This window comes from Streptomyces sp. NPDC030143 (assembly GCF_055573695.1).
Window position 1 is genome coordinate 51761 of sequence record NZ_JBVIAY010000030.1, and the last position, 11345, is coordinate 63105.

Here is an 11345-nt window from a genome sequence, read left to right on the forward strand (position 1 = left end):
TTGCTGCTGGCGCGGTGAGTCTAATCACCGCCTCTCCCTCCCTTCTCCCTCCCCCCCCCCCCCCCCCCCCCCCCCCCCCCCCCCCCCCCCCCCCCCCCCCCCCCCCCCCCGCGCGCGTGTCCGCCGAGCCGAGTGCCGGCGCGGCCGTGTGTCAGCCGAGCCGTGCCTCGAGCTCCGCGACGATCTCGTTGACCCCGACGGCCGTCTGCTCGCCGGACTCCATGTCCTTGAGCTGGACGACACCCTCGGCGAGATCGCGCTCACCGGCGACGATCGCGTAGCGGGCCCCGCTGCGGTTGGCGTTCTTCATCGCGCCCTTGAGGCCCTTGCCGCCGTAGGAGAAGTCGGCGGCGACACCGAGCTTGCGCAACTCGGTGATCTTGGCGAAGAGGACGCGGCGGGCCTCCTCGCCGAGCGGGACGGCGTACACGCTGGTGGCGACGGGGAGGTCGAGCTCGATGCCCTCCGCCTCGAGGGCCAGGACCGTGCGGTCGACACCGAGGGCCCAGCCGACGGACGGCAGGGCGGGGCCGCCGATCATCTCAGACAGGCCGTCGTAGCGACCGCCGCCGCCCACCGCGGACTGCGAGCCGAGGCCGTCGTGCACGAACTCGAAGGTCGTGCGCGTGTAGTAGTCCAGGCCGCGGACCAGCTTGGGGTCGTCCTCGAAGGCGACGCCCGCCGCGGTGATCAGCTCGCGGACCTCCTCGTGGTACGTCTTGCAGGCGTCGCAGAGGTAGTCCCGCAGGAGGGGGGCGCCCGTCAACTGCTTCTGCACCGACTCGCGCTTGTCGTCCAGGACGCGCAGCGGGTTGATCTCGGCGCGGCGCAGGGTGTCCTCGTCCAGGTCCAGGCCGCGCAGGAAGTCCTGCAGGGCGGCCCGGTAGACGGGACGGCACTCCTTGTCGCCGAGCGAGTTCAGCAGGATGCGGAAGTTCCTGAGTCCCAGCGAGCGGTACGCCTGGTCGGCCAGGATGATCAGCTCGGCGTCCAGCGCAGGGTCCTCGGCGCCGATCGCCTCGGCGCCGACCTGGGAGAAGTGCCTGTATCGGCCCTTCTGCGGGCGCTCGTAGCGGTAGTACGAGCCCGAGTACCAGAGCTTGACCGGCAGGTTGCCCGCCTTGTGGAGGTTGGCCTCCAGAGCGGCGCGCAGGACGGAGGCGGTGCCCTCGGGGCGCAGGGCCAGCTTCGTGCCGCCCTTCGTCTCGAAGGCGTACATCTCCTTGGTCACGATGTCGGTGGACTCGCCGACACCGCGCGCGAACAGCTCGACGTTCTCGAAGCCGGGCGTCTCGATGTAGCCGTAGCCGGAGCTGCGCAGCGGGGCGGCGATCGCGTCGCGGACGGCCAGGTACCTGGCGCTGTCCGGCGGGATCAGGTCGTACGTGCCCTTGGGGGCCTGGAAGGTACTCACGGGAAGTCTCTCGTCACATTCCTCGTCGGGGAGCCGGCGAAGCTCCCTGGCCGGAGGCCACCTGCCGCAGATACGGGTTGGTGGCGCGTTCCCGGCCGATGGTCGTCTGGGGGCCGTGGCCGGACAGCACCACGGTCGAGTCGTCGAGCGGCAGGCACACGCGGGCCAGCGAGTCGAGCATCTCGGCCATGTCACCGCCGGGCAGGTCGGTGCGTCCGATGGAGCCGGCGAACAGCAGGTCGCCCGAGAAGAAGACGGGCGGTATGTCCGCCGCCTCGGGCATCCGGAACGTCACCGACCCCTTGGTATGGCCCGGCGCGTGCGCGACGGAGAACTCCAGACCGGCCAGATCCAGCCGTGCGCCGTCGGTGAGCTCGCGGACGTCGTCCGGCTCCCCGACGGTCAGCTCGCCCATCAGCGGCATCCCGACGGACCGGCCGAGCGCCTTCTCGGGGTCGCTCATCATGTACCGGTCCTCGGGGTGGATCCAGGCCGGCACGTCGTGCGCACCGCACACCGGGACGACCGAGGCCACGTGGTCGATGTGGCCGTGGGTGAGGACGACGGCGACGGGCTTGAGCCGATGCTTTCTGATCGCTTCCTCGACTCCGGGGGCCGCCTGGTGGCCCGGGTCGATGATCACGCACTCCTCACCGGCGGCGGGGGCGACGAGATAACAGTTCGTCCCCCAGGCCCCGGCGGGGAACCCGGCAATGAGCACGATCGTCCTTCGTTGTGTCGATACGGGAGGGCTGGCGAGTGGCTGCGCCCGTCGTCAGAGCCTACCGGCGCTGCCGATTCCTCAGCGAACCCATATACGGTACGGGGCACACGCAGGCGGTCGGCCCGACTGACGCACGCGTACCGGCCGACGTACGAGACCCACGAGGAGAGAACCCGGTGGTCACCCAGGAACAGCGCAAGCGTCAGCTCGCCCGGGAGAAGTTCTTGCGGCAGCAGCAGCGCCGCACGGCCGCGCGGCGCAAGGCGCGTGCGCGCAACGCGGTGATCGCGTCGGTGCTCGGCGTGGTTCTGGTCGGCAGCCTGGCGCTCTACACGACGGGCGTGCTGAAGGACGACGACAAGGCGAACGCGAGCTCCGAGGCGTCGCCGTCCGCGAGCCCCAGCGCGGTCAAGGACCCGTGCGAGAAGCCCGCCGCGGGCTCGGTGAAGACCCAGACCTGGAAGAAGGAGCCGGCGGTCACCATCGACAAGTCGGCGAAGTACACGATGAAGCTCGCCACCACCTGCGGCGAGATAGACGTGGCGCTGAAGGCGTCCGCCGCCCCCCACACGGTGAACTCGTTCTCCTTCCTGGCGGGCAAGGGCTACTTCGACCACACCAAGTGCCACCGGCTCACCACCAACGGCATCTACGTGCTGCAGTGCGGCGACCCGACCGGCAGCGGCAGCGGCGGCCCCGGCTACACCATCCCGGACGAGAACCTGAAGGACGCGAGCCTGAAGGCCAACGTCTATCCGGCGGGCACGGTCGCGATGGCCAACACCGGTCAGCCGCACACCGGCGGCAGCCAGTTCTTCCTCGTCTACCAGGACAGTCAGCTACCGCCCAGCTACACACCGTTCGGTACGGTGTCGGCCGAGGGCATGGCCGTGCTGAAGAAGATCGCCGCCGCGGGCGAGAACACGGGAGCCGGTGACGGCGCCCCGAACGCGACCGTCGTGATCGACAAGGCGACGGTCACCAAGTCCTGACGGCAGGGCGGCCATCTGCGGAATTCGGTCGCGCTGGATGCGGACAGGCGGCCCGCCGGTCGCCTATGTTGGCGGTGACGAAACTGTGGACGATGCCCGGGGTGCCGAAGCTCCCCGCGGGCATCATGTGGAGGAGGCGCTGTGAGCAGCGACCCGTGGGGCCGCGTCGACGAGACGGGGACCGTGTACGTGCGTACGGCCGACGGCGAGCAGGTCGTCGGTTCCTGGCAGGCCGGCTCCCCTGAGGAGGCGCTGGCCTACTTCGAGCGCAAGTACGAGGGCCTGGTTGTCGAGATCGGCCTCCTCGAGAAGCGAGTGCAGACCACCGACCTGTCGGCCAAGGACGCCCAGGTCGCCATCGACCACCTGCGCGAGCAGGTCGACGCGCACCACGCGGTCGGCGATCTGGACGCGCTGCGGGCCCGGCTGGACAAGCTGGTGGCGACCGTGGAGGCGCGGCGCGAGGAGCGCAAGCAGCAGCGCGCCAAGCAGTCCGACGAGGCCCGCAAGGCCAAGGAGGACCTGGTCACGGAAGCCGAGCAGCTGGCGCAGTCCGACCAGTGGCGGGCCGCCGGTGAACGGCTGCGGTCGCTGGTGGACACCTGGAAGGGCCTGCCCCGTCTGGACCGCAAGTCCGACGACGAGCTGTGGCACCGGTTCTCGCACGCGCGGTCGGCGTTCTCCAAGCGCCGCAAGCAGCACTTCGCGCAGCTGGACGCGCAACGCGAGGAGGCGCGCCGGACCAAGGAACGGCTGGTCGCCGAGGCCGAGGCGCTGTCGGGTTCGACGGACTGGGGTCCGACGGCCGCCCGCTACCGCGAGCTGATGGCGGAGTGGAAGGCCGCCGGCCGTGCCCAGCGCGAGCACGAGGACGACCTGTGGAACCGCTTCCGCGGCGCCCAGGACGTCTTCTTCGCCGCCCGCAGTTCGGTGTTCGCCGAGCGGGACGCCGAGCAGGCGGAGAACCTGAAGCTGAAGGAGGAGCTGGCCGAGGAGGCCGAGAAGATCCTCCCGATCACGGATCTGAAGGCCGCGCGCGCCGCGTTCCGCTCGGTCAACGAGCGCTGGGAGGCCATCGGCCATGTGCCGCGCGACGCCCGGCCGAAGGTCGAGGGCCGGATGCACGCGGTGGAGCGGGCGATTCAGGAGGCCGAGGAGGCCGAGTGGCGCCGGACGAACCCGGAGGCACGCGCTCGTGCCGAGGGGCTGACGGGCCAGCTCCAGGCCGCCGTGGACAAGCTGCAGGGCCAGATCGAACAGGCGCGGGCCCAGGGCAACAACGCCAGGGCGGACAAGCTCCAGCGGGAGCTGGAGGGCCGCCAGGCGCTGCTGGACCAGGCACTGAAGGGGCTTCAGGAGTTCGGCGGCTGAGGGCCAGCCGTATCGCCTCGCGGAAGGCCCGCCGGTGTGCACCGGCGGGCCTTGCGCGTGTCTCGGGCCGACCGCCGGGCTCCCGTCGGCCGGACCCCTGGGCTTCCCTCGTACGGGCCGCCGGGCTCCCCTCGCCGCGGGGCTCCGACCGCGGGCCGACCGCGGGGCTCCCCTCAGGCCGGCCGCGAAGCTTCCCTCGAACGGGTCCGCCGGGCTCCCTCGCGGCCGGCCGCGGGGATCCCCACGTGGCCGGGCCGTCGCGCTCGCTGGTGCCGAGGGCGTGCTGGACCGGCCTCACCGGCCTGCCGGGGCGGCGCGGGGGTCGGCAGACCGGTCCCGGCCGGGGTGCCCGGCGCGCGCCGTTGCGCGGGCCGGTGCGCGGAGAGCGGCGCCCAGGTCGGTGATCCGTCCCGCCCCGGCCGTCCAGGAGGCGCCCAGGCTCTCCGGGCCCCGCTCCCGTCGCAGGTCACGGTCTCCGCGCCGACGTCACCCGGTAGACGTCGTAGACGCCCTCCACGCCGCGGACGGCCTTCAGGACGTGCCCCAGGTGCTTGGGGTCGCCCATCTCGAAGGTGAAGCGGGAGGTGGCGACCCGGTCGCGCGAGGTCTGGACGGCCGCCGAGAGGATGTTGACGTGCTGGTCGGACAGCACGCGGGTGACGTCCGACAGGAGCCGCGAGCGGTCCAGTGCCTCCACCTGGATGGCGACCAGGAAGACCGAGGACTGCGTGGGCGCCCACTCGACGTCGAGGATCCGCTCGGGCTCACGGGACAGTGACTCGACGTTCACACAGTCGCTGCGGTGAACCGATACGCCACTACCGCGCGTCACGAAGCCGATGATCGGATCGCCGGGGACGGGAGTGCAGCAGCGGGCGAGCTTCACCCACACGTCCTCGACGCCCTTGACCACGACACCCGGGTCGTTGCTGGTGCGCCGCTTGCGCCCGCGGGTGCGGGACGGCGGGACCGCCTCGTCGATCTCCTCGGTGGCCGCCTCCTCGCCGCCGAGGGCCTGCACCAGCTTCTGCACGACGTTCTGCGCGGCCACATGGCCCTCGCCGATCGCCGCGTACAGCGAGGAGATGTCCGGGTAGCGCATCTCGTGCGCCAGCGTGACCAGGGAGTCGCCGGTGAGGATGCGCTGGATCGGCAGGTTCTGCTTGCGCATCGCCCGCGCGATGGCGTCCTTGCCCTGTTCGATCGCCTCGTCGCGGCGCTCCTTGGAGAACCACGCGCGGATCTTGTTGCGGGCGCGCGGGGACTTGACGAAGCCGAGCCAGTCGCGGGACGGGCCGGCGCCGGTCGCCTTGGAGGTGAAGACCTCCACCAGGTCGCCGTTGTCCAGGGTCGACTCGAGGGGGACGAGCCTGCCGTTGACCCGGGCTCCTATGGTCCGGTGACCGACCTCGGTGTGAACGGCGTACGCGAAGTCGACCGGGGTGGCTCCGGCCGGGAGCGCTATGACGTCGCCCTTCGGGGTGAAGACGAAGACCTCGTTGCGGGAGAGGTCGAAGCGCAGGGACTCCAGGAACTCGCCCGGGTCCTCGGTCTCCTTCTGCCAGTCCAGCAGCTGGCGCAGCCACGCCATGTCGTTGAGGTGGTCGTCCTTGCCCTTGCCGGACGACTTGGGCGCGTCGGTGCGGACCTTGGAGGCGCCGGCGACGGCCTCCTGCTTGTACTTCCAGTGCGCGGCGATGCCGTACTCGGCGCGGCGGTGCATGTCGAAGGTGCGGATCTGCAACTCGACCGGCTTGCCGTTGGGCCCGATGACCGTCGTGTGCAGCGACTGGTACATGTTGAACTTGGGCATCGCGATGTAGTCCTTGAACCGGCCGGGGACCGGGTTCCATCGCGCGTGCACCGTGCCCAGGGCGGCGTAGCAGTCGCGGACGGTGTCGACCAGGACGCGGATGCCCACCAGGTCGTAGATCTCCGCGAAGTCGCGGCCACGGACGATCATCTTCTGGTAGACGCTGTAGTAGTGCTTCGGGCGGCCGGTGACGGTCGCCTTGATGCGGGCGGCACGCAGGTCGGCCTGGACCTCGTCGGTCACTATGGCCAGGTACTCGTCGCGCTTCGGTGCCCGCTCGGCCACCAGCCGTACGATCTCGTCGTACATCTTGGGGTAGAGGATCGCGAAGGCGAGGTCCTCCAGCTCCCACTTGATGGTGTTCATGCCGAGGCGGTGGGCGAGGGGCGCGTAGATCTCGAGGGTCTCGCGCGCCTTCTTCTCCTGCTTCTCGCGCTTGAGGTAGCGCATGGTGCGCATGTTGTGCAGGCGGTCGGCGAGCTTGATGACCAGGACGCGCGGGTCCTTGGCCATGGCGACCACCATCTTGCGCACGGTCTCGGCCTGCGCGGCCTCGCCGAACTTGACCTTGTCCAGCTTGGTGACGCCGTCGACGAGCAGGGCGACCACGTCGCCGAAGTCGCGGCGCAGGTCCTCCAGGCCGTACTCGGTGTCCTCGACCGTGTCGTGCAGCAGGCCCGCCATGAGAGTGGCCGGGTCCATGCCGAGTTCGGCGAGGATCGTGGTCACCGCGAGCGGGTGGGTGATGTACGGGTCGCCGCTCTTGCGCTTCTGGCCGCGGTGCCAGCGCTCGGCGACCTGGTAGGCCTTCTCGATCTGGCGCAGCGTCGACGTCTCGATCTTGGGGTCGTTGCTGCGCACTATCCGCAGCAGCGGCTCCAGAACCGGGTTGTAGGGGTTGGCGCGCTGGACGCCGAGACGGGCGAGGCGGGCGCGGACACGGTTGGAGGAGCCGGTGCGGGCGGACGGCTGCGCGGCGCCGGAACGGGCGGCGGGGGCGGCCGCGGGGCGTTCGGACAACGAAGGCGCTTCCGCTCGTGCGGAGTCCGAAGGCTTGGGGCGGGGCTCCTCGGCCGGCTGGTCGACGGGCGCCGTGCGGTCGTGCCGACCCGGCCCGCGACTGTCGTTCTGCGCGTGTGTCGCAGGCGTGGCCGCGGGCGCCGAGGCGGACTCGGGCTTGGCGGCTGTCAGGTGCTGGGCCTCGTCTGGCAAGAGGGCTCCTCGTGCGCGATCCGGGTCCCCCGGTCAGGCTCCGGAACACCCATCGTAGCGATCCCGGGCTGCGGGATCGCCTTCAGTCCGATGTGAGGACCGTCTACCCGGGAAACACCGGGGGCGGGCGCCGGATTCCTCCGGGCCCGCCCCTGACGGCGTACGGCGGTGTCAGACGGTGAGCAGCGCCTCCAGCGGTGCGCCGTTCAGGGCCGCCTCCAGGCGGGGACGGCCCCGGAGGAAGCCGAGCTCCATCAGGACGGCGACACCCGCGACCTCGGCGCCCGCGCGGTGGATGAGCTGGATCGACGCCTCCGCGGTGCCACCGGTGGCCAGGACGTCGTCGACGATCAGTATGCGGTCGTCGGCGGTGAGGTCCTCGGCGTGGATCTCGATCTCGGCGGAGCCGTACTCGAGGTCGTAGGCCTGGGCGAGGGTGGCTCCGGGGAGCTTGCCCGCCTTGCGCACCGGGACGAAGCCGAGACCCGCACGGACGGCGACGGGAGCTCCGAGGATGAAGCCCCGGGCCTCCAGGCCGACGACCTTGGTGGCGCCGGTGCGCTCGGCGATCTCGGCGAACGCGTCGGTGAGCGCGGTGAACGCCGCCGGGTCGGCGAGCAGCGGGGTGATGTCCTTGAACATCACGCCCGGTTCGGGGTGGTCGGCCACGTCACGGATGCGGCTGAGCAGCAGTTCCTTGATGTCGGTCATCGGCGCTTCCCGGAGGGTCGGCCACGGCCCCGGCCTCGGGACGCGGGCTGGGTGCGCGGGCCGACGACCGCGGCCGCCGCGTCCTCCGGCTCGTCCCCGGCGAGGTCCGGTCCTGCGGACTCGGCGACCTCCTCCTCGGCGGCGGCCTGGGCGCGCTTGGCCAGGACGCGCTTCTTCAGCGCCTTCATCTGCGGCTCGCGCTCCTTGAGGTCGGCGACGAGCGGCGTGGCGATGAAGATCGAGGAGTAGGCACCGGCCGCGAGGCCGACGAACAGCGACAGCGAGATGTCGTTGAGCGTGCCCGCGCCGAGGAAGCCACCGCCGATGAACAGCAGGCCCGCGACCGGCAGCAGCGCGACCACCGTGGTGTTGATGGAGCGGACCAGGGTGCTGTTGATCGACCGGTTGGCGACGTCGCTGTAGGTGAAGCGGGTCTGCTTGGTGAGGTCCTTCGTCTGTTCCTTGAGGGAGTCGAAGACGACGACCGTGTCGTAGAGCGAGTAACCGAGGATGGTCAGCAGACCGATCACCGTGCCCGGCGTCACCTCGAAGCCGACGAGGGCGTAGATGCCGACGGTGATGGTGATGTCGTGGATCAGGGCGATCAGCGCGGCGATGGCCATGCGCCACTCGAAGGCGATCGCCAGGTAGATCACGACGAGCACCATGAAGATCGCCAGGCCCTGCCAGGCCTTGTCGGCGATCTGATCACCCCAACTGGGGCCGACCAGGTCCGCGTTGATCTGCTCCCGGTCGACCTTGAAGTCCTCGGCGAGGGCGCTCTGGATCTCGTCGGACTGCTGGGTGTCCATGCCGGCGATCTGGATGCGCAGCGTGTCGTTGCCCAGCTTCTGCACGACCGCGTCGTGGCCGGACGCCTCCTTGGCGTACTCCTCGGCCTGCGAGACGGAGACGCTGGTCTTCGGGGTGGTGAAGACGGCGCCGCCCTGGAAGTCGATGCCCATGTTCAGGCCGCGCACCGCCAGGCCGACGATGGCCGTGATGGTGATCAGGATCGAGATGCCGTACCAGATCTTGCGGTGACCGATGAAGTCGTAGCTGATCTCACCGCGGTGCAGTCGGGCGCCGATGTTGCCGAGTTTCGACATCGCTCACGCCTCCTTCGTCTCGACGGAGCCGGCGACGGGACCGGCGGGACGGCGGGTGCGGCGCAGCGGCGGCTTGGCGCCCAGGCTCTTCGGGTCGAGACCGGACCACTTGTGGCCGTTCGCGAAGAACTTCCGGCGCGCGGCCAGCGTCATCAGCGGCTTGGTGAAGAAGAAGACCACGACGACGTCGAGCACGGTGGTCAGTCCCAGCGTGAACGCGAAGCCCTGGACCTTGCCGACGGTGACGACGAACAGCACCGCGGCGGCGAGGAAGGACACGAAGTCGGAGACCAGGATGGTGCGTCGGGCGCGCGGCCAGGCACGCTCGACGGCGGGGCGCAGCGAGCGGCCCTCGCGGATCTCGTCCCGGACGCGTTCGAAGTACACGATGAACGAGTCCGCCGTGATGCCGATGGCGACGATGGCGCCGCAGACGGCCGGCAGGTTCAGCGCGAAGTTGATGGCCGGGCCCAGCAGCGACATGATCACGTAGGTGAGGGCCGCGGAGACCAACAGCGAGGCGATCGCGATGAGCGACAGACCGCGGTAGTAGGCCACCAGGTAGATGACGACCAGGGCGAGGCCGATGGCGCCGGCGAGCAGACCGGCGTGCAGCTGGTCACCGCCGAGCGCGGCGCTCACCGTGGTGACGCTCTGCTCCTGGAAGGACAGCGGCAGCGCGCCGTACGACAGCATGTTGGCGAGGTTCTGGGCCTCGTCCTGCGTGAAGCTGCCGGAGATCTGCGCCTGGCCGCCGGTGATGGACGAGCTCACGTACGGGCTGGAGACGACCTCACCGTCGAGGACGATGCCGAACTCGTTCTGCGGGGGCTGGTTCTGGGCCAGCTTGCCGGTGACGTCGGCGAACTTCCTCGCGCCCTTGTCGTTGAAGGTCATGGTGACCTGCCACCCGGCGGCGGTCTGGGTGTCGAAGACGGCCTGGGCCTTCTTGACCTCGGTGCCGTCGACGGCGGCCGGGCCGAGCAGGTACTTGTACCAGACGCCCTTGACCTCACCGCAGCCCAGCGTGGACTGCTCGGGCTTGACGCCCTCGCCGGTCTCGGCGCGGACGGACTGCTTCGAGCAGTCCAGGGCGGCGTACTGCGCCTGGAGCTGTGCCTCGCCGGTGGGGGCGCCGCTCGCGGGGGCCGAGGGGCTGGCGGAGCCGGACGCCGACGGCGTGGCGTCGGCCTTCAGCGCGTCGGTGACGGCGCGGCCCTGTGAGGTGGCGGAGGCCGACGGCGTGCCGGAGGCCTTGTCGCCACCGGAGGCGGAGGCGCTCGGCGAGGCGCTGGGGGAGCCGCTCGCGGAGGGGCTCGGCGAGGCGCTGGAGGAGCCGCTCGCGGAGGGGCTCGGCGAGGCGTTCGCCGCGGGTCCGGAGGGCTCGCTGGCCAGGACCGGACGGAAGTACAGCTTGGCGGTGGTGCCGACCTGCTCCCGGGCTTCCTTGGAGTCGGTGCCCTTGGGGATGTTCACGATGATGTTGCGGTCGCCCTGGGTCTGCACCTCCGCCTCGGAGACGCCCAGGCCGTTGACACGGCGGTTCATGATCTCGACCGCGGTGTCCATGTTGGCCTTGTTGATCGCGGACCCTTGGTCGGCCTTCGCCTCCAGCGTGATGCTGGTACCGCCGGCAAGGTCGATGCCGAGTCGCGGGGTGGTGTGCCCGGCGGCGAACATGCCGCCGGTGAGCCCCACGATGGCGATCAGGATCAGGGCCAGCGAGCGCCCTGGCTTGCTCTGGGCGCTCGCGTTCCGGCCCTTTTTAGGTGCTGCCACCTTCTCGTACTCCCTCTCGGGCCGCCTGGCGCCGGGTCAGCGCGGCAACGGCCATGACATGGTGTCGGGATCCCCTATGTGCGAGACGCGCGGCCCCGGGGGGGGGGGGGGGGGGGGGGGGGGGGGGGGGGGGGGGGGGGGGTTTTTTTTTTTTGTGTTTTTTTTTTTTTTTTTTTTCTTTTTTTCTTTTTTTTTTTTTTTTCTTTTTTTTCTTTCCGTT

General features: G+C 70.4%; 8 protein-coding genes. 2 read left to right on the forward strand and 6 right to left on the reverse strand.

Translation table 11 applies throughout. The features are described from left to right. Positions 1 to 151: 151 nt before the first annotated feature. Both hisS and ACZ4YY_RS33360 read right to left on the reverse strand, forming a co-directional pair. Positions 152 to 1414: a histidine--tRNA ligase gene (gene hisS, locus ACZ4YY_RS33355; RefSeq protein WP_468298716.1), complete on the reverse strand. Its 1263-nt coding sequence runs from the start codon at positions 1412 to 1414 to the stop codon at positions 152 to 154. A 13-nt stretch (positions 1415 to 1427) separates the two neighbouring features. After that, positions 1428 to 2135: an MBL fold metallo-hydrolase gene (locus ACZ4YY_RS33360; RefSeq protein ID WP_468298717.1), complete on the reverse strand. Its 708-nt coding sequence runs from the start codon at positions 2133 to 2135 to the stop codon at positions 1428 to 1430. Between the two features lie 179 nt (positions 2136 to 2314). On the opposite strand from ACZ4YY_RS33360, the gene ACZ4YY_RS33365 reads away from it, so the two are divergent. After that, a complete protein-coding gene (locus tag ACZ4YY_RS33365; protein ID WP_468298718.1) occupies positions 2315 to 3130 on the forward strand; it encodes a peptidylprolyl isomerase in 816 nt (271 codons plus the stop codon). Positions 3131 to 3271: 141 nt separating this feature from the next. Continuing rightward, a complete protein-coding gene (locus tag ACZ4YY_RS33370; protein ID WP_468298719.1) occupies positions 3272 to 4501 on the forward strand; it encodes a DUF349 domain-containing protein in 1230 nt (409 codons plus the stop codon). 466 nt (positions 4502 to 4967) lie between these two features. Here ACZ4YY_RS33370 and ACZ4YY_RS33375 read toward each other — a convergent pair whose 3' ends face one another. From ACZ4YY_RS33375 to secD, 4 genes are all read right to left on the reverse strand, one after another. Further along, the gene (locus ACZ4YY_RS33375) at positions 4968 to 7526 is read right to left on the reverse strand and encodes a RelA/SpoT family protein (protein ID WP_468298720.1); all 2559 of its coding nucleotides are present in this window, start codon (positions 7524 to 7526) and stop codon (positions 4968 to 4970) included. A 171-nt stretch (positions 7527 to 7697) separates the two neighbouring features. Continuing rightward, on the reverse strand, positions 7698 to 8237 hold the full coding sequence (locus ACZ4YY_RS33380) for an adenine phosphoribosyltransferase (protein ID WP_468298721.1): 540 nt from the start codon (positions 8235 to 8237) through the stop codon (positions 7698 to 7700). Next, a complete protein-coding gene (secF, locus tag ACZ4YY_RS33385; protein WP_468298722.1) occupies positions 8234 to 9346 on the reverse strand; it encodes a protein translocase subunit SecF in 1113 nt (370 codons plus the stop codon). The genes ACZ4YY_RS33380 and secF overlap by 4 nt, the downstream gene beginning before the upstream one ends. 3 nt (positions 9347 to 9349) lie before the next feature. Beyond that, positions 9350 to 11125: a protein translocase subunit SecD gene (gene secD / locus ACZ4YY_RS33390; protein WP_468298723.1), complete on the reverse strand. Its 1776-nt coding sequence runs from the start codon at positions 11123 to 11125 to the stop codon at positions 9350 to 9352. Positions 11126 to 11345: the final 220 nt, after the last annotated feature.

What these genes read in the sequence shown, in the direction of transcription:
- ACZ4YY_RS33380 (WP_468298721.1), bottom strand. Translation starts at nt 8,237, where the DNA reads ATGACCGACATCAAGGAACTGCTGCTCAGCCGCATCCGTGACGTGGCC.
- secF (WP_468298722.1), bottom strand. Translation starts at nt 9,346, where the DNA reads ATGTCGAAACTCGGCAACATCGGCGCCCGACTGCACCGCGGTGAGATC.